Below are 21,734 nucleotides of genomic sequence, written 5' to 3'. Positions count from 1 at the left end.
AAACTACCGTCAACTCTTCCTCAGCGTTTGCCGAAAAACTCCGCCAGCTTTTGCAGGTCCTTGCCCTCGGCGGGCTTCATGGCGCTGTTAATGGCCTCGTCCTGGATGGTGACGAGTTCTTTGATGCCTTTGCGGCCGTATTCGAGCATGGAATGAAGCTGCGCTTCGGTGAAGGTGGCTTCTTCGCCGCTGCCCTGGATTTCGACGAATTCGCCGTCTTCGGTGAGGACGATGTTGCTATCGACATCAGCGGCGGCGTCTTCGACGTAGCAGAGATCGAGCAGCGTCTCGCCCTTGAGGATGCCGACGCTGACGGCGGCGATCTTTTTCTTGAGCGGTTGACGGGTGATCTTGCCTTTTTCGAGCAGGCGGTTGAAGGCGATGGAGACGGCGATGCAGGCGCCGGTGATGGCGGCGGTGCGGGTGCCGCCGTCGGCCTGGAGCACGTCGCAATCGACGCAGAGGGTGCGGGCACCGAGTTTTTCGAGATCAACGACGGCACGGAGGCTGCGGCCGATGAGGCGCTGAATTTCAGTGCTGCGGCCGTCGGGCCTGCCGCGTGAGCTTTCGCGGTCTTTGCGCTCCAGGGTGGAATACGGCAGCATGGAGTACTCAGCGGTGAGCCAGCCGCCTTTGACGTTCTGCACTTTCATCCAGCGCGGCACTTCCTCATTGATGCAGGCGGTGCAGATGACGCGGGTATTGCCAAAGGCGATGAGCACCGAGCCCGCAGCGTGCGGGGCGACGTCGAGGACGTATTCAATTTTGCGAAGCTGGTCTGGGGCGCGTCCGTCGGTTCTGGGCATGAGCTTGCTTAGCACGGTGCATGGATGCGCCCAAGAGATTTGTGAAGAGGTCTTACAAAGGTCCGGCGAATGTGATTGAACATTCGGCATGGCAGTCATTTCCAATTGAAAAACTCAACTGGCATTCGTTATGCTAAAGGTAGATGACAGTTCACACTTAATCTCCATGACGCGCTTCCCTCGCCCTGGCTGCTGGTTCCGTTTTACCCCGACGGATTGGAATTTCATCCGCGACACACTCGCCCTGACCGAGCGCGGCAAGGAGGGATTCAAGGCGATGATGGATGACCCGGATGCCGTGCCGATCATCCTGGACAACGACAAGCTGTTCGAGGCGGCGCTGATCTCACGGAAGGCGGCGATGCTGTCTCCAGAACTGTTCTTCTTCATCGTGGTACGGCATTCGTTGAAGGAGTTCGGCATCACGGAGATCGCAGTGGCGGACTACATGGCGGTGGTGTGCGCGGACTTCGGCTGCACGCCGACGAAGGGGCCGGAGGACATCAATCACAGCATCGACAGCCTGTACAGCGTGGATTATCTGGAGGCGATCGAGAGCGCGAGCCGGCATCACAAATTCTTCCTTCATGTGCAGTGCGCGAACCAGTTCCTCGTGCTGACCTGCCTGTATCCCGACTTTTTGCACCGCCGGGCGGAGCGTCGCGGAGCGCCGGATGTGGACTACTACGAGCAGGTTGTCGTCAGCCATCTCGATGCGGCACGGAAGCACATCCTGGCGGAGGAGTTCGCGATGGAGGAAACCTTTGAGAAAGTGGCGCACTGCTTTCCTCCGGCACGACGTGCGATGAATCACACGGTGCGTGAGTATCTGAGCCTGGGGCAGTGAATGTATGGCTCACTCCGGCGATCCCGAAGGGATCAAAGAAATTAGCCCGGGGTAAGCTCGCGCAGCGAGCGCCACCCCTGGAACATCGAAACAAACATCGTCTATCAAGAGCGCATGCCGGAGGTATGCGAGAAACCCTCGCCAGCCCAGTGATGACATACAGCCATTGAAAGCTTCTCGCATACCTCCGGCATGCGCCCTTCGGAGAAAGAAGACGTGGTTCCATTCCAGGGGCGGCGGCTTCGTGCCTCAGCCTTGCCCCTGGCTACCTTCTTTGATCCCTTCGGGATCAGTTGAAACATCGGCCAAGGTCTTGCCGCGCTGTTCCGCCAGCTTGGTGCGCAGTTCGGCGAGATCTTCCTCCAGATCGGCGATCTTCTTTTCCAGTACAGCGCAGTACTTCGCGGGATCGCGTTTTTGCAGGCGTTCGAGGAGATTGAAGAGAAGCGCGAGCCGCCAGAGGCGCGTCCACAGACCGCGGAGGCGGTAGGCGCGCAGTAGTTTGCCGGCACGGAACATGCGTGCGAAGCGGAAGGCGCTCAGGATCCGCAGGAAGGCCACGAGCGGCAGCAGGATGATGACGAGATTGATCCAGTTCTTGAGGCAATACGTCAGCTTGCTGGGTGCGGCGGCCACCATCCACAGAAACTCGACCGTGAAGCCCACCCAGATCACGCAGGTGGTCAGGTGCGTGGCCAGCGCCATGCGCGGATGATTTTCCAAAGTCTCGCCACCGGTGAGTTCGGCCCCTAGCACGGGCAGCACGAGCAGCGTGAGGATGACCATCGGCAGGGCGAGTTTTTGCTCGAGTTTTTCGGAGGTTTCCTCGCCTGCGGGCTTCCAGCCTGCGCCGGGCAGCCAGAGCCAGCCATGGGGCTTGCTGGTGGCGATGACCATGCGCAGCGGTGGCAGCAGCGACGTGACCAGGAGACGTTTGAGGCGTGCAGGCCAGTCATCCTTGGAGACAAAGAGACCGAGCAGGCCTTCGACGATCACGATGGCCCACAAGGCGATGACGATCTGACGAAACAGCGCATGCGCCAGCAGCGCGTCGCGGAATGTTTCGCCGCTGTCACCATGCGGCAGCACGAGGCCGATGGCGGTGAGAAAGGCGAGCGCGACGACGAGCATCAAGCCATGGCGAAGGCCGCCGCCGCTGGGGGTGGGACCGGGAGAGGTCGTGGTGCTCATGCGGCGCATGCTTACATGCGCCTCGGCGTTTGCAAAGCGGCGGCTTTCCCCCATCTTGGCCGCCCTTTATGCCCGAACTCGACAAGACCTACACGCCAACCGACGTCGAAGCCCGCTGGTATCAGCGCTGGCTGGATGACAAATGCTTTGAAGCCGATCCCGCCCGTGTGAGCGAGAAGCGCCCGGCTTACTCCATCGTCATCCCGCCGCCGAACGTCACGGGCATCCTCACGCTCGGCCATGTGCTGAACAACACCATCCAGGACATCCTCGCCCGCCGCGCCCGCATGCTCGGGAAGGAAGTGCTCTGGCTGCCCGGCACCGACCACGCCGGCATCGCCACGCAGAACGTCGTCGAGAAGACCCTGAAAAAGCAGGGCGTCATCAAACACCGCGACGATCTCGGCCGCGAGGGCCTCGTGGCGAAGATCTGGGAGTGGAAGGAGAAGCACGGCGGCATCATCATCGAGCAGCTCAAGAAGCTCGGTGCCTCCTGCGACTGGAGCCGCGAGCGCTTCACCTTTGACGACGACTACAACGCCTGCGTCATGCGCGTGTTCGTGGATCTCTACAAAAAGGGCCTCATCTACCGTGGCAAGCGCATGGTGAACTGGTGCCCGTCCTCCCTCACCGCGCTCAGCGATGAGGAGGTCGTCATGAAGGCGCAGAACGCCATCATGTATCACTTCAAAGTCGAGGTCGTCGAGGAACCCGGCACCTGGCTCACCATCGCCACCACGCGTCCCGAAGTGATCCCAGGCGACCAGGCCATCGCCGTGAATCCGAAGGACGAGCGCTATGCTCATCTCATCGGCAAACACGTCCGCCGTCCGCTGCCGGTCGAAGACCAGGCGCTGCTGCCGATCATCGCCGATGAGCATGTCGATTTCACCTTCGGCACTGGTGTGCTGAAAGTGACGCCCGCGCATGACAAGGCCGACTTTGAGATCGCGCAGCGTCACAACCTGGCCGCCGTCGATGTAATGCATCCGAACGGCGTGCTCAACGAACTCGCTGGCAAAGACCTCGCCGGCATGGAGCGCTTTGCCGCCCGCAAACGCGCCGCCGAGCTGCTCGCGGAGATCGGCAGCCTCGTCAAAGAGGAGCCGTATCAGAACAACCTCGGCTACTCCGAGCGTGCCGACGTGCCCATCGAGAGTCGTTTGAGCGAGCAGTGGTTCCTCAAATACCCGAGCGTGAAGGAAAGCCAGGCCGTCGTGGCCAATGGCGAGATGAAATTCCACCCCGACCGCTGGGCGAAGGTCTATGATCACTGGATGACCGGCCTGCAGGACTGGTGCATCAGCCGCCAGGTCTGGTGGGGGCATCGGATTCCGGTGTGGAGCCGCAATCTTGAAGGCAACCAGATCGTCGTGCTGTTCCCAGCGCTGGCTTCAGTCATGGAAGTCGTGCGGGAAAAAGCACGCGTTGCTTCACCCTCATCAGACACCACTGCCAAATCGACCTCATTCTGCGCTGAACTAGATGGGCGCGATTTTGAAGAGGTTCATGGGCGTATCGTGCAAATCGGCGATGACCTTTACCGAGTCGAAATCACGACTGATTCAGCCATGGCGTCCAACAAAGTCGAAATGCTCGGCTTCACCCAAGACCCCGATGTCCTCGACACCTGGTTCAGCTCCTGGCTGTGGCCGTTTGCGACGATGGGATGGCCGGAGAAGACCTCCACGTTGAAGGCTTTCTACCCGACGACCGATCTCGTCACGGGGCCGGACATCATCTTCTTCTGGGTCGCCCGCATGATCATGGCCGGCTTCGAGTGGATGGGCGAGCTGCCGTTCAAGAACGTCTATTTCACCGGCATCATCCGCGACAAGCAGGGCCGCAAGATGTCCAAATCGCTCGGCAATTCGCCCGATCCGCTGGAGCTGATCGCCAGCTACAGCGCGGACGCGTTGCGCTTCGGCATCATGCGTAGCGCCCCGCTGGGCCAGGACATCTGCTTCGACGAAAAGAACGTCGAACTCGGCCGCAACTTCTGCACCAAGCTTTGGAACGCCGCCCGCTTCCGCCAGATGCAAGGTGGCGAGGTCGAGACCGAAATCAGCGCCGCCCTGCTCAGCAGCGACGACAAATGGATCCTCCTGCGCCTCAACACCGCCATCGCCGAAGTCAGCACCGCGCTGGAAGACTACCGTTTCAGCGACGCCACCACCACGCTCTACCGCTTCTTCTGGAGCGAGTACTGCGACTGGTACATCGAGGCCAGCAAAGCCGTGCTCCAAGGCAGCGATGAGAAGCGCAAAGCCAACACGCTCGCCGTCATCGACTTCGTGCTCGGCCACACGCTGCGTCTCTTCCATCCCTTCATGCCCTTCATCACCGAAGAGCTGTGGCACGGCATGGGCTTCAACACCGACCTACCGGAGAACCAAGGCGGCAAGAGCATCATGTTCGCGCCGTGGCCGAAACCGCTCGATGCGGACGAACTCGCCCACTTCGGCATCCTCCCCGAGGACGAAAAGACCGCGAACGACAAATACGAAGCCGTCAATCTGGGCCGTGGCCTGAAGAGCACCTTCAACATCAACAAGCGCGTCCGTTTCGTCCTCAAGCCAAGCCAGGAACTACCCGACCACGAGATCGAGGTCCTGCGCATCCTCCTGAACGCCGAGCCGCTCGATGTCGATGCGAGCTACCAGCCGAAAAAAGGCACGCCAGCGGCCCTGACGCCTCTCGGCGAGCTTTTCCTGCCTCTCGACGGCCTGATCGACGTGGAGGCCGAAACGGCCCGCGTGGGCAAGGAGATCGCCAAAGTCGAATCGGAGCTGGAAAAGGTCCGCGCGAAGCTCGCAGACACGAATTTCACCGCCAAAGTGCCGCAGAAGGTGCTCGACGATCACACGCAACGCGAGGCCGACTGGTCCGCGCAGCTTGCGAAGCTGAAGACGATGCTGGAAGCACTGGGATGAGGAGTGGGGCCATCCTGGCCCCACTGTGGGAGCTGGAAGCTCCCACTCCTTGGATTTTAGGCTTGTCGGCGGAGCCGGGGGTGGATCATGCTTGGATTAATCCCCGCTCAACCCGAACCCAACACACTCATGCTCAAGCTCCTGAAACTGTCGTTCCTGCCGAAGTCTCCCGACTACGGTCTGCTCATCCTGCGCGTTGCCCTCGGTTTTTCCATGCTGCTGCTCCACGGCCGCGGCAAACTGCTGAACTTCTCCGCCACGGTGGAGAAGTTCCCCAGCTTGTTCGGCCTGCCGGCCAATGTGAACGCGGGTCTGGCCGTGTTCGCCGAGGTCGCCTGCTCCGCGCTGCTGATCGCCGGCCTGTTCACTCGTTTCGCGGCCCTGATGCTGGCGGCGACCATGGGAACCGCCTTCTTCTTTGTCCATAAGTCCGCCTTGGTCGGCGCGAATTCTGGCGAGCTGGCGATGGTGTACCTCATCGCCTATGTGACGCTGCTGTTCACCGGCGCGGGCAAGTTCTCGGTGGACCGCGAGTAAGCCGCTTTTGAATCCTCCAAGCCCGGTGGCGAGAGCTACCGGGCTTTTTTTGCGGCGTGTGGGCTTTCAAAGCCCCAGCCAGTTGCGCAAATGTGTTTGAAGCGTTGCCACATCGGTCGGGTGCAATCGACCAACGACTTTGCGCACCAGCCGGTCTTCAATGGTGCAGATCTGCGATTTGATGCCGCAAGGCACATTGAGTCTGGCGGCCTGCCATGCGTTCAGCGGGAAATCCGTGTTCGCGAGCTGTGAAGTGATCGGAACCACAAAGAGGTCGCCAGGAAACGAGCCGTGACCGAGGACCACCGCTGGGCGGACTTTCTGGCTGCTCAAATCCGTGAACGGGATCGGCAGCAGGACGACATCATGACGCGAGCAATTCATTGAAAACGTCGTCGGCATCGTTGTCCCACACCGTTTCGAGCTGACGTTGCGACTGGGAGAGCCACTCGGAACGCTCCGGGTCGTCACTGATGAGTTCTACAGCGACACGAACTCGACTGTGTTCCGGTAATGGCAGAGGAGCCAGGAGCTGCAACAGCCCCTTTTCATAGATCGCATCGACGGCGGTGCTCATGAGTCGAGGGTAGCAGCAGTCCGCACGCGTGCAAGCCGGTGCTGCCATGCCTTGGTTTGTGTGCATAGCTTTCCTTGCATTACCCCGCCACGCGCTCAACACTTCGCGCCCTATGTCGAAGGTCATCCTCGGTCTGGTGCAAAGCCGGGCCTTTTCCAGCAAAGACGAAAGCCTGCGCGAGCATGTGCGCCTCATCCGTGAGGCGGCGTCTCGCGGTGCGCAGATCGTGTGCCTGCAGGAGCTGTTCAACACGCCGTACTTCTGCATCACGCAGGACACGGAGCTGTTTAACCTCGCCGAGGCCGTTCCGGGCCCCACGACGGAGGCTTTGGCCCCGCTGGCGAAGGAACTGGGCGTGGTGATCATCGTGCCGTTGTTTGAAAAGCGTGGACCGGGTTTGTATCACAACACAGCAGCGGTGATCGACGCGGATGGCACGGTGTTGGGCAAGTACCGCAAGATGCACATCCCGCAGGACCCGGGGTTCGAGGAGAAGTTTTATTTCACGCCGGGAGACCTTGGCTATCGCGTGTGGGACACCAAGTTTGGTCGCATTGGTGTGCTGATCTGCTGGGACCAGTGGTATCCGGAGGCCGCACGGCTTACGGCACTGGCTGGCGCGGAGATTTTGTTCTACCCCACGGCCATCGGCTGGCTGCCGAGCGAAAAAGCCGCCCTCGGAGCCGCCCAGCACTGCGCCTGGGAGACCGTGCAACGTGGCCATGCAGTGGCCAACGGCTGTTTCGTGGCGGCGGTCAACCGCGTGGGCACCGAGCAGCAGAGCGAATTCTGGGGCCAGAGTTTCGTGGCAAATCCTTATGGAGAAGTCGTTGCAAAGGCCTCCGTGAGCGATGAAGAGATTTTGATCGTGCCGTGTGACCTTTCAGCGGTGGAGGATTTCCGCCGCATCTGGCCGTTTTTCCGTGATCGCCGCATTGACACCTACGCTCCCCTGACCAAACGCTACCTTGATGAGTAAAGCTTCCTACCCTCAGAACTACCGCCTGCCTGCCGAATTTGAACCGCAGGAGGCAATCTGGCTTTCCTGGCCCTCCAACAAAGAAAGCTGCCCGAAGACCTACCACAAGCTGCAGGACAAGTTTGGTGAGATCGCCAGCACCATTTCCCGCTACGAGCGCGTGCGCATCAATGCGCCGATGCTCAGCCACATGAACATCCGCCTGAGCATCGCCGACAACGAAGGCGATCTGAGCCAGGTGGACATCTATGAAAACAACACGAACGACGTGTGGTGCCGTGACCACGGGCCGATCTTCATCAAGCACAACGAGACCGGCAAGGTCGCGATCACCGACTGGGAATTCAACGGCTGGGGCGGCAAGTTTCCGCCGTGGGATCTCGACAACGCCATTCCTGAGAAGGCTGCGGCCGCACTGAAGATGGAGCGCTTCACCTCAAAGATGATCCTCGAAGGCGGCGCCATCGAGACGAATGGCAAAGGTACACTGCTCACCACCGAGGCTGTGTTGCTCAATCCCAACCGCCACGGTGGCAAGCCGGGCAACAAGGCCGAGGTCGAGAAGGAATTGAAAGCCATGCTCGGCGTGAAGGACATCGTGTGGTTCAAGAAAGGCATCGAAGGCGATGACACCGACGGCCACATCGACGACGTGGTGCGCTTCATCCGCGACGACGCCGTCATCTGCATGGTCGAGCCGCGTGAAACCGACCCCAATCACAAGGTTCTCAAAGACATTCGCGAGCGACTCAACGACGTGAAAGCTCCCGATGGCGGCAAGCTCGAAATCATTGAAATCGAGATGCCCCAGGCCATCGAGATGAAGGACTGGCGTCTCAGCCGCCTGCCTGCGAGCTACGCGAACTTCCTGATCCTGAACAACGCCGTGCTCATGCCGCTGTTCGGTCACAAAAAGAAGGACGCCATGGCCGAGGACAAGATTTCCGAGTGCTTCCCCGGTCGTGAAATCATCTCCATGATGGCGAAGGATCTTGTCACCGAAGGTGGTGCCTTCCATTGCATTGCGATGCACCAGCCGAAGTGAGGCTGAAGGAGGGGGTGAAGCTTAAATATTCAGCGCCCTGCAATAGTAGTGCTGAATTTTTATAGCGAGTAAATCGAAGCGGAAATAAACCTGCCAGAAGCTATAAAGAGTTTCTTGGAGCTTGTTTTGTGTCTGATACGCTCGTGCTTCTATGATGGCTCTACGAAATCGTGACCTCTCAACTCATTGCCGAGCAGTGGGTGGATTGCTGACGCTGCTATTGATCGCTGGCTGTGCCCTGCCCGATGCCGCCTTCCAAAACTACACTGCGGCAAATAAAGCCAGCCAGTGGAACAGCGTTCTGGAAGCCCTCGGTGGCAGCAGCGTCCGCCGTGCGCAGAGTTCTGACAACCGTCCTCTCTACAACGGTGCGGCGTCCATGAATGTGCCGACGCAGTCGGAGTCCATCAACGACATCGCACGGTTGTTCGCCGGAATGGACGCCTCGTTTGGCCAGAATGTGGCGTCGAGCGTGCGCAACTCCTCCGCCTGGACCGCCCACAAGCAGCGCATGGACAACCTGTGGGCCACGCATCTGTCCCTGCACCGCGAACCGTTGCGTGCCTGGGCGAATGGGGAGATTGGCGACGTACAGGGCGCGAACGCCTTGTTTTACCCGTTCAGCGGGCCGGATTTCCTGTTCGCGAGCGTGATCTGCCCTTCCGCAGAGACCTATGTGATGTGTGGCTTGGAGCCGGCGGAGCCGCTGCCGCGCCTGGGCGATCTGTCGCAGGGGGAGATCGATCGTGGCCTCTACGGCCTGCATAACTCGGTTTCGACCATCATGCAGAACAGCTATTTCATCACGACGGACATGCGCAACGATCTGCAGGCCACACGTTTCCGCGGCGTGCTGCCAGTCATCATGGCCTTCATGGCACGCACTGGATACACGGTCGAATCGGTCGATACGGTGCGGCTGGATGGTGCGGGAAATGTCACGCTTTCCGGTTCTTCGGGGAACACGGGCCTCATGATCCGTTGTCGGAGCGGTTTGGGCGGCTTGAAACGGGTGTTCTACTTCAAACAAGACCTCTCCAACGGCGGCGTGAGTTCCGGAGGACCGTTCCTGACTTTTGTGTCACGTCTGGGCCGGGTTCCGGCCTTCACCAAGAGCGCGTCCTACCTCATGCATGAGGGCGGCTTCTCCAGCATCCGCGATTTTCTGCTGCGGCACAGCAGTGCCATCGTCCAGGATCCTTCTGGCGTGCCCTACCGGGAATTCGTCCGCCATGGATGGGATGTGTGGCTCTACGGCAACTATCGCAGCACCTTGGACATTTTTTCGGGCTGCCAGCAGCCGGATTTGGTCTCAGCCTACTCTTCCGGGCGGCACGCCGTGAAGCCGTTGAATTTCGGCATTGGCTACCTGATGAATCCGCAGACGACCAGTTTGATGGTGGGGCGTCCGCGCCGTTGATGCTGAAAGCCGGACTTTTGGTTGACGCCCCGAAGTCCTCGGCTAGTATCGCGGCCCCTTTCCCCCGAAACTCTTATGGCTACTATCTGTCAAATCACCGGCGTCGGCGTCACCCGCGGCCACCACATTCATCGCAGCGGTAAAGCCAAGAAAGAAGGCGGTATCGGTCGTCACATCACGAAGCGTGTGAAGCGTGTCATTTTTCCGAACCTGCGCAGCAAGCGCATTTTCGTTCCTGAACTCAACAAGTACATCGAGGTGAAACTCACCGCGCGTGCACTCAAGACGCTCGACAAGAACGGTGCCTACGCCACGCTGAAAAAAGCCGGCCTGATCTAACCGCAGTCCCACATCTTTACCGACGGGCGGACCTGGAAACGGGTCCGCCTGTCTTTTTATCGCCGAACGGGAAACGAGGCCCGGCCCGGAATCCTCACACCGGGCACGACGGCAGGCGGGTTGGGTGCCGCCAGCCCGGGTACGACACCGAATGTTCCCAAGCGTGGCATGGCAGGACTGCCGTAGAAGCCGGGATTGTACCAGCCCAGTGTCGGGCTTTGATGCACCTGCGGCAAACCAGTGAAGAAGAAGCCGCCGCTCTGCGGCACGTAAATGCCACCGCTCCCGGAACCGATCGTGGCAATGCCCACATTGTCCCAGCCGCGAGGCTGTGCGGCGGCATGACGATGCCTGCCGTGCCATGAGAAACCACCTCCCCAACCCGAGGTGGCGAAACCAACTGCAGGAACCGGCCCGGCAAAGGGCGAAGGCTGCTGAAAAAGGATTATCGGCTGCTGGGAGAGCCGTTTGATCTCCGCCAGCCGTGCCGCGTGTCTCAATTCTGCCATCCTCTCCTGCTGCTGGAGACGTTCTTTGATTTTTGTCTGGCGGTCCTGTTCACGGCTCCTTTCGAGTTCTGCGGCCGCTTGTGCGTTGTAGCCGAGTTCGATCCGCGTGGTTTCGGGCAGGTCGTTGAACAGTACGCGGGCAGTGCCTTTGAGATGGGTGAAGGCCACGCCATCAGGATCGCGCTGCACGATCTTGCACTGCTGGTAGGTCTTGCCGTGAACGGTGTGGATCGTGGCCAGTTCGAGCGCCGGTGCGGCGAAGGCAAAACCAAGAGGAAGCGTGATGAGGGCGGAAAGAATCGTTTTCATCGGGCTGGTCTTCAGTTGACCGCGAGAACGGCCGGATTGCCAGTTTTTTATGCTTCGCAAATCCGAAGCAACACGTCAGGGGAACAAGCGGATTCCGCCGCCGAAAGGGGAGATGCCCACACCGATGCGGAACCCGCTGCCCACGTTCCAAGAACGATAAATCGTGGGACTCACATAGGCACCGTAACCATGGCCGTATCCGCCATAAGGATAGCCGCTGTAGCCTCCCCATGGGTAATAGCCACCGCCGTAGCCGAACGGTTGCCCGCCCCAATACGAATAGCCGCTGCGGCGATAATCGCTGCCCCCAAGGGCCTGGCCTGTGATCGGTGTGCCAACCCATGAGGGCGTTTGGTAAGTCAGCGTCGGCAGTGTTTCTCCCGGCAGCGCCAGCGACATCGAAGGGCTGGCTGGTGCACGATAATACGCCGACTGTGCTGCCGCAAGGTAGCTGGCCTCGGCCATCTGTGCCTCCATCAGTTTTTCCTGCATCGCGATCTCGCGCAGTCTCTCGCGCTTCTGCTCCTCCTGACGCAACGCGGCCTGCTCACGCTGGTACTTTGCCTCCGCCTGCGGATCATAGCGGAATTCGCGCCGTAAATTTTCCGGCAGATCCTTGAAGGCGATTTTCGCCGCGCCATTCCGGTGCGTGAAGCCGACACCGTCCGGATACACACGCAGCACTTTGCATTCGTAAAACGACTTGCCATCGCGCGTGGTGATGGTGCCGTAGTTTTTCGGGGCTGCCACAGCCGGCGCCACGGCCAGCAGCAGGGCGAGGAACAGAGCGGATCGTTTCATGGGAGACCTCCAATAGGTGAACAGGTTCTATGACAACTTCAGCAACGCTGACGTTGCTTCGGACTGGCACAAAAAACTGAAAATTCCACCCCCGAGGCCGTTCTCAGGCCATCGGGCAGCTAAGCCAGAACGTCGTCGTGTTGTTCTCCGAGGCCACGCCGAGCTGGATGTTCATCTGATGGCTGAGCATGGCCGCAATCGTCAGCCCGAGGCCGAGGTGATTGCTGTTCTTCGTGCCATGGAACGGACGGAACACTTCTTGGATTTTCTCCGGCGGGATCTGGGAGCCGGTGTTGCTCACCAGGATGTCCACGCGGCGCTGATCGGCCGGGGTGATCGTGCCGGGACCGCAAATTTTCAGCGCGCAACGGCCGCCACCCTTCGCGGCTGCTTCAGCGGCATTGCGCAGCAACTCGGTGAGGATGTCCTTGAACTTCGTCGGGTCCACCAAGATCGGCGGCAGGCCAGGCTGCACATCCGCCTCAAGCTGCACGCCTTCCTTTTGAAACGGCTCCATCACCGCGCCTTCAATGACGGGAAGATATTCATTCAGGCCCAGCGACTGCGGGCTGATCTTCGCGCAACCACCGGCAGAGCGGATGCGCTCGCTCAGATTCGTCACGCCCACGGAGGCCTCACGGATGTGCTGCATGTTCTCGCTCACGCCCGGATCGAGATCCTCCTGCATCAAAATCAGGCTGCTGAAGCCCTGGATCACCGCCAGCAGGTTGTTCAGCTTGTGGGTCAGTCCGCGCAGCAGTTCCTGATGGAAGCCTTCGCTGTGTTCGTGGCCGAGATTCAGGGTTGTGGGGAAATAAAACTGCATGGCATGGGGGCTTGGACAGGCCGGAGTAATGCAGTCGGGCGACGACGGTGGCAAACGCGAATTTGCCGACTTGTTTGACGCTCCGTGACTAAAAACTGGCATCCGCGCCGGCATCTCGCCACTGTCGCACTCCATGGCACTCCTCGAAGTCAGACATCTCACCAAGCGCTGGCCCACCGGGCGGCTGGCGCTCGATGATGTGAGCTTCGAGGTGAAGGAAGGCGAAATTCTTGGCCTGCTCGGCCACAACGGCGCTGGCAAGAGCACCATCATGGGCATTACACTCGGCATGGTGCGGCCGGATCAGGGCGAGGTGCGCATCGGTGGCCGCAGCGTGCAAAAAGATCGTGGTGGCGCCCTTCAGCAGATCGGCGCGATTTATGAAGCGGCCGTGTTTTACGATTACCTCAGCGGCTGGCAGAATCTCCGCGTGCTCTGCTCCCTTTCCGGCTGGTGGGACGAGTCGGAGGTCAAACGTGTCGTGCAGATGGTCAATCTCAACCGCGCCATCACACAAAAAACCGCCACCTACAGTCACGGCATGCGGCAACGACTCGCCCTCGCCCAGGCACTGCTGCCGCAGCCGAAGATTCTGCTGCTCGACGAACCGACTGACGGTCTCGACCCCGAGGGCATCCGTGAATTCCGCGAACTCATCCTGCACCTGCGCAAGCACCAGGGCATGACCATCATGCTCAACTCGCACCTCCTCGCCGAAATCGAGCAGATGTGTGACCGCTGCGTCATTTTGAAGGACGGCAAAAAGGTGTTTGAAGGCCCCGTGCCCTCGCAGGAAAAAACCCGCCGCATGTTCCAGCTCGAAACCAGCGACATCGGCCTCGCCCGCGAAGTGCTCGTCCGCTCTGGTGCCACGATGGACAAACACGGCGTCGTCGAGGTTCCGCTCAACATGGAGCCGCACGAACTCGTCACCGCGCTTGTGAATGGCAAGGTCCAGGTCAGCGCCTGGCAGTCGCACCGCCGCACGCTGGAGGAACTCTACATGGGCCTGTCCTCGAAATCATGACCCTCTTCTTCCAGCAGTGGTCTGGCGAGCTGTTGAAGCTCTTCGCCCGCCGTCGCACCTACATCGGCTTCGGGGCTTTTGTGGCGCTGCAGATCCTTGTGTTTCTGCTCATCAAAAAGTTCGGCCTGCCCACCCAGCGCCTGATTGCCGGCTCAGGCGAGAACGTGAGCTATTACCTGTCGGCGCTGACCCTGGCCAGTTTCGTCATGGGCGTTTCGGTTTTTTTGCTCGGTGCGCTGTTCCTCAGCCTGGTGGCGGGCGACATCGTCGCCAAAGAGGGGGAGGATGGCCACATGCGGCTGCTGCTGGCACGTCCGGTCAGCCGATTTCGTCTGCTGTTGCTCAAATACCTCACCTGCACCGGCTACGCGGTGTTCATGATCCAGTTTCTCGCCTGGACGGCGTTTGTGCTCGGCCTGGCGTTGTATGGCTGGGGTGGCGGTTTTTTTGCCCTCGTGCCAGAGGTGTCTGTCGTTGCCTTTTATGACTGGGGTCCTGGTTTGCAGCGCTACGCCCTGAGTTCGCTCTATCTCGGCCTCAGCATGACCACCATCAGCAGCATCGCCTTCTTTCTTTCCTGCTTCCGCATCAAACCAGCCGCTGCCACCATTGGAGCACTGACGTACATCTTGGTGGACTTCATCATGCGTACCAGCGGCTTCATGGACAACTATCAGCACCTCCTCATCACAAAACACATGGCCAGTTGGGGCCGCATCCTGGCGGAAACCATCGACTGGCCGCTTATCTGGCGTGGATACGCGGTGGTTCTTGCCGTTAATATCAGTCTTTTCACCCTGGGCTATGCCGTGTTTGAATCCCGGGACTTAAAATCATGAATGTCATCAACAATGTCCGTCAGCTCCGCTCCTGGAGCACGATCAACAAAGGCACGCGCTGCGTCTTCGTGCCCACCATGGGCGCCTTGCACGAGGGGCACGCCGCGCTCGTGCGTGCCGCGCGTGAGATCGCCGGTCCGAATGGCAATGTTGCCGTTAGCCTTTTCGTCAACCCGCTCCAGTTCGGCCCCGGCGAAGACTTTGCCAAATACCCGCGCACCCTCATCGAGGATCTCGGCCTCTGCCGTGACAATGGGGCGGACATGATCTTCGCTCCCAAAGCCGACGAGATTTACCCATCCGATCGCAGCATCGTGCTTCACGAGACGAGCCTCTCATTGGCTCTTTGTGGCACCAGTCGGCCCGGCCATTTCGACGGCGTCTGCACCGTGGTGGCCAAGCTCTTCAACCTCGTCCAGTGTGATGACGCCGTGTTTGGTAAAAAGGACTACCAGCAGTTCGCCATCATCCGTCGTCTCGTGCGCGATCTCGACTTCAATGTCGTCCTCCACGCCATCGACACCGTGCGCGAAGCCGACGGCCTCGCCATGAGCAGCCGCAATCGTTATCTGAATCCCGAAGAACGTGCCCAGGCTCCCGCGCTCCGTGCCGCGCTCGTTGCTGCTCGTGACTCGTGGAAAAACGGCGAGCGTGAACCCGCCGCGCTGCAAAAGCTCATCACGAATCACATCCAGCAGCACGCTCCGCTGGGTCGCATCGACTACGTCTCCGCCGTCGATGCCACGACCCTTCAGCCTGTGTCCTCCACCACAGAGCTCGTTGTCATCGCTGTTGCCGTCTTTTTCGGTTCCGCCCGTCTCATCGACAACATCGAGCTCAAATAAGGCACGCCGCTCTCGCAACGTCCCCTCAATGCCCGAACTCCCCACCGTCTCCGACTCCATCGAAGGCTACGACGCCGAGATCATCCGCCGCGTCTGGGCGCTCGCGCAGACCATTCCCGGCAACGACCCCGAGGTCTGGCGCAAGGACGAGTTCGGCGCGTGGATTCACCGTGCTGACTACCGCAACCGCCATTCCGATTACGGCTGGGAGATCGCCGACTACGGCTACAGCCGCCGCGCCACTGGTCTCGCCTCGCTGCGCCCCATGCAGTGGCAGAACCACCTCGACTTCATGATCGCCGCCCGCAATCAAGCCGTCGTCACCGCCGACGGCCTGCGCAACGCACGCCGGCTGTTGTAGAACGAGTTTTCCAACTCGTTCAGGCAAGTCCCGCCTTTTCCCGTCGTTCACAACGACCGCATGATCCGTCTCGCATTCATCACGTTGCTCGTCGCCACGGCCGTCCACGCCGCGCCCACGGACTTCGCCAAAGACGTCTTCCCCGTACTCCAGCGTGCCTGCTTCGAATGCCACGGCAGCGAAAAACAAAAAGGCGACCTCCGCCTCGACACCGCCTCTGCGAAGCATCTCGAAATCGGTCCCGACCTCCTTCGCCGTGTCGCCTTGTCCAAGGAAGACAAGGAAGCCATGCCCAAACGCGGCGACCGCCTCACGGCCGCCGAGATCAATCATCTGCGCGATTGGATCAACTCCGGTGCCCAATGGCCCGACAAAATCGAAACGCTCAAGCACTGGAGTTACGTCCCGCCCACACGTCCGCCACTTCCCGCCATCCAGAACAAGTCCTGGCCCAAAACCGACCTCGACCACTTCATCCTCGCCAAGCTCGAAGCCAACAAACTCGCCCCATCGCCCGAAGCCACTCCCGAAACTCTCATTCGCCGCCTGTCGCTCGATTTGACCGGCCTGCCTCCGACTCCGCAAGAAGTAGCCGATTTCGTGGCTGCTGTGGCGAAGGAAAAAAGTCCTCAGTCCTCAGTGCTCAGTCCGCAGACTCCGAAACTGAGCACTGAGCACTCGGCACTGAGCACTTCCACCGTCGCTCCCCTCACCGCGTACGAATCCCTCACCAACCGCCTCTTAAACTCACCGCAATTCGGTCCCCGCTGGGCACGCCCATGGCTCGATCTCGCCCGCTACGCCGACTCCCACGGCTTTCAGCGCGATGATTTGCGCGAGGTCTGGGCCTGGCGCGACTGGGTGGTAAACGCGCTGAATGCCAACATGCCCTTCGACCAGTTCACCCTCGAACAAATCGCTGGCGACCTGCTCCCCAACGCCACGCCCGATCAAATCATCGCCACCGGTTTCCATCGCTGCACGCCCACGAATGTCGAAGCTGGCACCGAGCCCGAGGAAAGCCGCATCAATCAAGTCATCGACCGCGTCAACACCACCGGCGCTGTCTGGCTCGGCACCACGCTCGAATGCGCCCAGTGCCACAACCACAAATACGACCCCATCACCCAGCGCGACTACTACTCCCTCCTCGCTTACTACAACAACACCGAGAAAGAAGCCGAGCGCGCCAATCCCAGCACACCCGGCTCCATCCGCTTCAACGGCACCCCGTTTAAAATTAGCGATCCTGGACGTGAAACGCAGCGCCAGCAGCTCGCCGCTCAATTGAAAACGCTCGACGCTCAGATCACCGCACGTCAGCAGCAGTTCACCGGCTCCGGAGGCCAACGCGGAAACCCGGCCGCCTCACGTTCTGGCCAAATCGATTCCGCCAAACCCGTCCAAGCCCTCAAGCCCACCGCCTTCATCACCGAAAGCGACGCCGAGTCCGAACTGCAAAGCGACGGCAGCGTCCTTCTAACCGGCCCTGTGCCCGACAAAGACACCTACACCTTCGAAGCCGAGCTCAAGGGGGGCGAACTCAGCGGATTGCTGCTCGAAGCCCTCACCCATGCCTCCATCGCGGGCGATGGACCCGGCCGCGGCGGCGCGAATCGTCCCAACTTCGTCCTCCACACCTTCGACTGTGCTCTCACCACGCCCGACGGCAAAACGCAGCCCCTCAAATTCAGTGCTGCCCACGCCGACTACTCACAAAACGGCTACGCTGTCACCACTCTCATCGACAAGACCGGCAAAAAAGCCTGGGCCATCGGCCAGCGCTTCGGTGAACCTCACTGGGCCGCCTTTGAACTCGCCAAACCCGTTTCCATCCCCACCGGAACGAAGCTTAGCATTCGCATGGAGCAGAATTTCGGCAACGGCCTCGTCATGGGCTGCCTGCGCATCTCCAGCATCACGGGTGATGTCGTTGCATGCCTCCCTGCCGTCGAAGAACCCGCGCCCGTCGTCACCAAACGTGGCAAAGGCAAAGCCGCCGCCACGCCGAAATCCAAAGATCCCGAACTCGCCAAATTCGAACGCCAGAAAACCGCGCTGCAAAAGCAGATCACCGCGCTGGATGCCCCCACCACCGAAATCATGCGCGAACTCCCGCAGCCGCGCATGTCTGCCATCTTCAAACGCGGTGTTTACACCGATCCGGCTGATCCCGTCACTCCAACGGTTCCCGCCATCTTCAATTCCAAGCCCCAAGGCCCGTCCAATCGCATCACCTTGGCGAAATGGCTCACCAGCCGCGACAATCCGCTCGTCGCACGCGTCACCGTGAATCGTTGGTGGGCCGAGCTCTTCGGCCAGGGCATTGTCGCGACGCTCGAAGACTTCGGCATCAAAGGCGCGGCCCCAAGTCATCCCGAACTTCTCGACTGGCTCGCCGTCGAGTTCATCGACAGCGGCTGGAACATGAAGCATGTGCTCAAGAAGATCGTCATGAGCGCGGCTTACAGACAAAGTGCAGGGCAAAGAGCAAAGGGCGAAGAGTTCCAATCCAGTCCCGAATCGCGCGAAGCGTCTGGCCCTATGCCCTACGCCCTTGGCTCTCAGCTTGATCCCGCCAACACTTTGCTCTGGCACGGCCCCCGTTTTCGCCTCGATGCCGAAACCATCCGCGACAACGCCCTCGCCATCGCTGGTCTGCTCAATTTGAAGCAGGGCGGTGTTCCCATCCGTCCGCCACAGCCCGATGGACTCTGGAAAAAAGTGGGCGGACAGGATTACAACTACGTCGTCAGTCCCGGAGCCGAACAATACCGACGTGGCCTCTACGTTGTGCTCAAACGCGGTTCGCCCTATCCGAGCTTCATGAACTTCGATGCCAGCGCACGTATGGCCTGTGTGGTGCGCCGTTCGCGCAGCAACACACCGCTCCAGGCGCTCACGTTGCTCAACGACCCCGTTTATGTCGAGGCCACCAAGGCCTTCGCCAAACGCATCGTCACTGAATCGCCGAGCCAGGATCTCGATTCGCGGCTGCAACATGCCTTCCGCATCGCCCTGGCACGCACGCCGCAAGCCAAAGAGTTCGGCGTGCTCAAATCTCTCTGGGAAGCCCAGTTTGAATCCGCCAAAGCCGACGCGCAGGCCACGAAAGAACTCGTCACCGGCCTCGAACTCCCGAAAAATCTGCCCGCCGCCGAATTCGCTGCCTGGTATGCCGTGGCGAGCGCGATTCTCAATCTTGACGAGTGCATCACGAAGGGTTGAGCCAGCATTCGCCAAGAATAGTCTGGTGATGGCGTTGTTTGTGCGGCTATTTTGCCACCGCAATGCAACCCAACGCGCCGACACCCTGTCCGCACTGCCCCTCGGATGAGGAGCGGACGGTGATTGTGTCAAAGACGGAACTGCCGCCCGCACCCTACATCTGCCCGATGTGCGAAGGAGTGCGATCTGACAAACCCGGCGCGTGTCCTCAATGCGGCATGGCCTTGGAGAAAAATCCGCTCGCCATGCGCAATGAGCCCGAATGCTGCGGCGACGGCGGTGATGACGAGGTGCGTGACCTGTGGTGGCGCGTGCGCTGGAGCGCCGCCATGACCGTGCCGGTCGTGCTGCTCTCGATGGGCATGAATCTGCCGGTGATCCGCGACATTTCGCACGACGCCTCCGGCTGGATGCAGATGGTGTGGGCCACACCGGTGGTCTTTTGGGTCGGCTGGCCGTTGCTGGCGCGATTTTGGAAGTCGATCCTCACACTGCGCTTCAACATGTTCACGCTCATCGGCCTCGGTGTGCTGGCGGCATGGCTTTACAGCGTTGTGGCACTGGTGGCTCCCAACTGGCTGCCCCATGAGGCCACGCATGGTGGCATGGCGTTGTACTTTGAAAGCGCGGCGGTGATCACCGTGCTCGTGCTGCTGGGGCAGCTTCTCGAACTACGCGCACGCAAAGCGACGGGATCGGCGATTCGTGCGCTGATGAATCTCGCGCCGAAGACAGCGCTGCTCGTCCGCGATGGCCAGGAAATCGAAACACCCGTGGATGACATCCAAATCGGCGATGTGCTGCGCCTCAAACCGGGTGCGCGCATTCCCGTGGATGGAATCGTGACGGAAGGCAGCTCTGCTGTGGATGAATCGATGCTGACCGGCGAATCGATGCCGCAGAAGAAAGAGGCAAAGGCTGCTGTGACCGGTGGCACGGTGAATGGCAATGGCACCTTCCTCATGCGCGCCGAGCGCGTGGGCGCGAATACGCTGCTGAGCCAGATCGTCGAAATGACCGCCAAAGCGCAGGCCAGTCGCGCACCGGTGCAACGACTCGCGGATCGTGTTTCGGCGTGGTTTGTTCCAGCGGTGGTCGGTGTCGCGGTGCTGACGTTCCTGCTGTGGTGGAAGTTTGGCCCGCAGCCGTCTTTCGCATTCGCCGTGGTGAATGCGGTGGCCGTTTTGATCATCGCCTGCCCCTGCGCGCTCGGTTTGGCAACGCCGATGGCCGTCACCGTCGGCCTGGGTCGTGGCGCTCAGCTCGGTGTTTTGATCAAGAACGCCGAGACACTCGAACGGCTGCAGGTCATCGACATCCTGATGCTCGACAAGACCGGCACGCTCACAGAGGGCAAACCCTCAGTGACGGAGATCGTGCCTCTGCCCGGCCTTTCCGCGCGTGATCTGCTCGCTTGCGCCGCCGCGGTCGAGGCCTTGAGCGAGCATCCGATCGCCACGGCCATCGTGAACGCGGCGAAGGAGCGCAACATCCCGCTGGCCACCGTCACCGGTTTCCAGGTCATCACCGGCGGTGGCGTGCTGGGCAACATTGGTGAGAGCGAAGTCTTCGTCGGTCAGGCATCGTTTCTGAAAAAGAACGGTGTGTTTATCGATGCCGAATGCCACGCGCGTTCGGCACAGTTGCAGGCGGATGGCTGCACGGTGGTCGTTGTCGTGCTCAATGAAAAACCGCTCGGCCTCATTGCGATCAAGGACAAGATCAAGGAGAGCGCACCGCAGGCGATCCAAGCGCTCCATGCGCTCGGTTTGAAGCTGCAGATGATCACTGGCGACGCGCTGCCCACCGCGCAGCGTGTGGCGAAGGATCTGGGCATCGACGAAGTCGCCGCCGAAGTCTCGCCAAAGGAAAAACTGCTGCACGTTTATCAGGCCCGGGGCAAAGACCGGTATGTGGCCTTCGCTGGCGACGGCATCAATGACGCGCCCGCGCTCGCCGCCGCCGATGTCGGCATCGCCATGGGCACCGGCACCGAGGTCGCCATCCAAAGCGCCGCCGTCACGCTGGTGAAGGGCGATCTGCGCGCCTTGCATCAAGCCTTTGCGCTCAGCCGTGCCACGATGAAGATCATCCGTCAGAACCTGTGGTTTGCCTTCCTTTACAATGGTCTCGGCATCCCGTTGGCCGCCGGATTGCTCTATCCCCTCACCGGCTGGCTGCTCAATCCCATGATCGCCAGCGTGGCGATGTCGCTGAGCAGTGTTTCCGTGATCCTGAACAGCCTGCGCCTGCGGTGGTTCAAGTGAGCGGGCTGCATGCGGAGAGTTGCAAATGCGGGCTTGCGTCAGGGCACG

20 protein-coding genes are annotated in these 21,734 nt (G+C 60.5%); 13 read left to right on the top strand and 7 right to left on the bottom strand.

Translation table 11 applies throughout. From position 1 onward, the window contains the following. Positions 1-20 precede the first annotated feature (20 nt). Positions 21-806: a ribonuclease PH gene (gene rph, locus U1A53_RS04775; RefSeq protein WP_322279328.1), complete on the bottom strand. Its 786-nt coding sequence runs from the start codon at positions 804-806 to the stop codon at positions 21-23. 166 nt (positions 807-972) lie between these two features. Between rph and U1A53_RS04770 the strand changes: the two genes are divergently transcribed. Next, a complete protein-coding gene (locus U1A53_RS04770; protein WP_322279327.1) occupies positions 973-1,653 on the top strand; it encodes a hypothetical protein in 681 nt (226 codons plus the stop codon). 249 nt (positions 1,654-1,902) lie between these two features. Here the strand turns inward: U1A53_RS04770 and U1A53_RS04765 are convergent, their stop codons facing one another. Continuing rightward, on the bottom strand, positions 1,903-2,844 hold the full coding sequence (locus U1A53_RS04765) for a hypothetical protein (RefSeq protein WP_322279326.1): 942 nt from the start codon (positions 2,842-2,844) through the stop codon (positions 1,903-1,905). 68 nt (positions 2,845-2,912) lie between these two features. Between U1A53_RS04765 and U1A53_RS04760 the strand changes: the two genes are divergently transcribed. Together U1A53_RS04760 and U1A53_RS04755 are read left to right on the top strand one after the other, a co-directional pair. Further along, positions 2,913-5,777 carry a valine--tRNA ligase gene (locus U1A53_RS04760; RefSeq protein ID WP_322279325.1) on the top strand — a complete coding sequence of 955 codons (2,865 nt, stop codon included), beginning with the start codon at positions 2,913-2,915 and terminating at the stop codon, positions 5,775-5,777. A gap of 129 nt (positions 5,778-5,906) precedes the next feature. Beyond that, on the top strand, positions 5,907-6,314 hold the full coding sequence (locus U1A53_RS04755; protein ID WP_322279324.1) for a DoxX family protein: 408 nt from the start codon (positions 5,907-5,909) through the stop codon (positions 6,312-6,314). 66 nt (positions 6,315-6,380) lie between these two features. Here U1A53_RS04755 and U1A53_RS04750 read toward each other — a convergent pair whose 3' ends face one another. Beyond that, the gene (locus U1A53_RS04750) at positions 6,381-6,698 is read right to left on the bottom strand and encodes a type II toxin-antitoxin system PemK/MazF family toxin (RefSeq protein WP_322279323.1); all 318 of its coding nucleotides are present in this window, start codon (positions 6,696-6,698) and stop codon (positions 6,381-6,383) included. Continuing rightward, on the bottom strand, positions 6,679-6,891 hold the full coding sequence (locus U1A53_RS04745; protein WP_322279322.1) for an antitoxin AF2212-like protein: 213 nt from the start codon (positions 6,889-6,891) through the stop codon (positions 6,679-6,681). The genes U1A53_RS04750 and U1A53_RS04745 overlap by 20 nt, the downstream gene beginning before the upstream one ends. Positions 6,892-7,003: 112 nt before the next feature. Between U1A53_RS04745 and U1A53_RS04740 the strand changes: the two genes are divergently transcribed. The 4 genes from U1A53_RS04740 to rpmB all read left to right on the top strand — a co-directional run bounded on the left by U1A53_RS04740 (position 7,004) and on the right by rpmB (position 10,674). Beyond that, a complete protein-coding gene (locus U1A53_RS04740; RefSeq protein ID WP_322279320.1) occupies positions 7,004-7,870 on the top strand; it encodes a carbon-nitrogen hydrolase in 867 nt (288 codons plus the stop codon). Continuing rightward, positions 7,863-8,915: an agmatine deiminase family protein gene (locus tag U1A53_RS04735; RefSeq protein ID WP_322279319.1), complete on the top strand. Its 1,053-nt coding sequence runs from the start codon at positions 7,863-7,865 to the stop codon at positions 8,913-8,915. The genes U1A53_RS04740 and U1A53_RS04735 overlap by 8 nt, the downstream gene beginning before the upstream one ends. A 205-nt stretch (positions 8,916-9,120) precedes the next feature. Then, on the top strand, positions 9,121-10,335 hold the full coding sequence (locus U1A53_RS04730; RefSeq protein ID WP_322279318.1) for a hypothetical protein: 1,215 nt from the start codon (positions 9,121-9,123) through the stop codon (positions 10,333-10,335). Between the two features lie 75 nt (positions 10,336-10,410). Beyond that, the gene (gene rpmB / locus U1A53_RS04725; protein WP_322279317.1) at positions 10,411-10,674 is read left to right on the top strand and encodes a 50S ribosomal protein L28; all 264 of its coding nucleotides are present in this window, start codon (positions 10,411-10,413) and stop codon (positions 10,672-10,674) included. A 56-nt stretch (positions 10,675-10,730) separates the two neighbouring features. On the opposite strand, the gene U1A53_RS04720 is transcribed toward rpmB, so the two are convergent. The 3 genes from U1A53_RS04720 to U1A53_RS04710 form a co-directional block, all read right to left on the bottom strand. Further along, positions 10,731-11,492: a hypothetical protein gene (locus U1A53_RS04720; protein WP_322279316.1), complete on the bottom strand. Its 762-nt coding sequence runs from the start codon at positions 11,490-11,492 to the stop codon at positions 10,731-10,733. A 75-nt stretch (positions 11,493-11,567) separates the two neighbouring features. After that, positions 11,568-12,293, bottom strand: coding sequence for a hypothetical protein (locus U1A53_RS04715; RefSeq protein WP_322279315.1), 726 nt, complete (start codon positions 12,291-12,293; stop codon positions 11,568-11,570). A gap of 103 nt (positions 12,294-12,396) precedes the next feature. Beyond that, positions 12,397-13,119, bottom strand: a complete 723-nt coding sequence (locus tag U1A53_RS04710; protein ID WP_322279314.1) for a HAMP domain-containing sensor histidine kinase — start codon at positions 13,117-13,119, stop codon at positions 12,397-12,399. Between the two features lie 133 nt (positions 13,120-13,252). Here U1A53_RS04710 and U1A53_RS04705 point away from each other — a divergent pair, with 133 nt between their 5' ends. From U1A53_RS04705 to U1A53_RS04680, 6 genes are all read left to right on the top strand, one after another. Further along, positions 13,253-14,146, top strand: a complete 894-nt coding sequence (locus U1A53_RS04705) for an ABC transporter ATP-binding protein (protein WP_322279313.1) — start codon at positions 13,253-13,255, stop codon at positions 14,144-14,146. After that, positions 14,143-14,985, top strand: a complete 843-nt coding sequence (locus U1A53_RS04700) for an ABC transporter permease (RefSeq protein ID WP_322279312.1) — start codon at positions 14,143-14,145, stop codon at positions 14,983-14,985. The genes U1A53_RS04705 and U1A53_RS04700 overlap by 4 nt, the downstream gene beginning before the upstream one ends. Continuing rightward, positions 14,982-15,830 carry a pantoate--beta-alanine ligase gene (gene panC / locus U1A53_RS04695; protein ID WP_322279311.1) on the top strand — a complete coding sequence of 283 codons (849 nt, stop codon included), beginning with the start codon at positions 14,982-14,984 and terminating at the stop codon, positions 15,828-15,830. Before U1A53_RS04700 ends, panC begins: the two co-directional genes overlap by 4 nt. Positions 15,831-15,858: 28 nt before the next feature. Beyond that, positions 15,859-16,191, top strand: a complete 333-nt coding sequence (locus tag U1A53_RS04690) for a hypothetical protein (protein ID WP_322279310.1) — start codon at positions 15,859-15,861, stop codon at positions 16,189-16,191. A 60-nt stretch (positions 16,192-16,251) separates the two neighbouring features. Next, the gene (locus tag U1A53_RS04685) at positions 16,252-19,419 is read left to right on the top strand and encodes a PSD1 and planctomycete cytochrome C domain-containing protein (RefSeq protein ID WP_322279309.1); all 3,168 of its coding nucleotides are present in this window, start codon (positions 16,252-16,254) and stop codon (positions 19,417-19,419) included. A 62-nt stretch (positions 19,420-19,481) separates the two neighbouring features. Then, positions 19,482-21,686 carry a copper-translocating P-type ATPase gene (locus tag U1A53_RS04680; protein ID WP_322279308.1) on the top strand — a complete coding sequence of 735 codons (2,205 nt, stop codon included), beginning with the start codon at positions 19,482-19,484 and terminating at the stop codon, positions 21,684-21,686. Positions 21,687-21,734: the final 48 nt, after the last annotated feature.

Source organism: Prosthecobacter sp. (assembly GCF_034366625.1).
Classification (GTDB): Bacteria; Verrucomicrobiota; Verrucomicrobiia; order Verrucomicrobiales; family Verrucomicrobiaceae; genus Prosthecobacter.
Note: the sequence above shows the minus strand (reverse complement) of the source record. Positions and strands in the feature narration are given on the sequence as shown.

What these genes read in the sequence shown, in the direction of transcription:
- U1A53_RS04755 (WP_322279324.1), top strand. Translation starts at nt 5,907, where the DNA reads ATGCTCAAGCTCCTGAAACTGTCGTTCCTGCCGAAGTCTCCCGACTAC.
- rph (WP_322279328.1), bottom strand. Translation starts at nt 806, where the DNA reads ATGCCCAGAACCGACGGACGCGCCCCAGACCAGCTTCGCAAAATTGAA.
- rpmB (WP_322279317.1), top strand. Translation starts at nt 10,411, where the DNA reads ATGGCTACTATCTGTCAAATCACCGGCGTCGGCGTCACCCGCGGCCAC.
- U1A53_RS04770 (WP_322279327.1), top strand. Translation starts at nt 973, where the DNA reads ATGACGCGCTTCCCTCGCCCTGGCTGCTGGTTCCGTTTTACCCCGACG.
- U1A53_RS04720 (WP_322279316.1), bottom strand. Translation starts at nt 11,492, where the DNA reads ATGAAAACGATTCTTTCCGCCCTCATCACGCTTCCTCTTGGTTTTGCC.
- U1A53_RS04700 (WP_322279312.1), top strand. Translation starts at nt 14,143, where the DNA reads ATGACCCTCTTCTTCCAGCAGTGGTCTGGCGAGCTGTTGAAGCTCTTC.
- U1A53_RS04760 (WP_322279325.1), top strand. Translation starts at nt 2,913, where the DNA reads ATGCCCGAACTCGACAAGACCTACACGCCAACCGACGTCGAAGCCCGC.
- U1A53_RS04715 (WP_322279315.1), bottom strand. Translation starts at nt 12,293, where the DNA reads ATGAAACGATCCGCTCTGTTCCTCGCCCTGCTGCTGGCCGTGGCGCCG.
- U1A53_RS04710 (WP_322279314.1), bottom strand. Translation starts at nt 13,119, where the DNA reads ATGCAGTTTTATTTCCCCACAACCCTGAATCTCGGCCACGAACACAGC.
- U1A53_RS04765 (WP_322279326.1), bottom strand. Translation starts at nt 2,844, where the DNA reads ATGAGCACCACGACCTCTCCCGGTCCCACCCCCAGCGGCGGCGGCCTT.
- U1A53_RS04680 (WP_322279308.1), top strand. Translation starts at nt 19,482, where the DNA reads ATGCAACCCAACGCGCCGACACCCTGTCCGCACTGCCCCTCGGATGAG.
- U1A53_RS04750 (WP_322279323.1), bottom strand. Translation starts at nt 6,698, where the DNA reads ATGAATTGCTCGCGTCATGATGTCGTCCTGCTGCCGATCCCGTTCACG.
- U1A53_RS04705 (WP_322279313.1), top strand. Translation starts at nt 13,253, where the DNA reads ATGGCACTCCTCGAAGTCAGACATCTCACCAAGCGCTGGCCCACCGGG.
- U1A53_RS04735 (WP_322279319.1), top strand. Translation starts at nt 7,863, where the DNA reads ATGAGTAAAGCTTCCTACCCTCAGAACTACCGCCTGCCTGCCGAATTT.
- U1A53_RS04740 (WP_322279320.1), top strand. Translation starts at nt 7,004, where the DNA reads ATGTCGAAGGTCATCCTCGGTCTGGTGCAAAGCCGGGCCTTTTCCAGC.
- U1A53_RS04685 (WP_322279309.1), top strand. Translation starts at nt 16,252, where the DNA reads ATGATCCGTCTCGCATTCATCACGTTGCTCGTCGCCACGGCCGTCCAC.
- panC (WP_322279311.1), top strand. Translation starts at nt 14,982, where the DNA reads ATGAATGTCATCAACAATGTCCGTCAGCTCCGCTCCTGGAGCACGATC.
- U1A53_RS04745 (WP_322279322.1), bottom strand. Translation starts at nt 6,891, where the DNA reads ATGAGCACCGCCGTCGATGCGATCTATGAAAAGGGGCTGTTGCAGCTC.
- U1A53_RS04690 (WP_322279310.1), top strand. Translation starts at nt 15,859, where the DNA reads ATGCCCGAACTCCCCACCGTCTCCGACTCCATCGAAGGCTACGACGCC.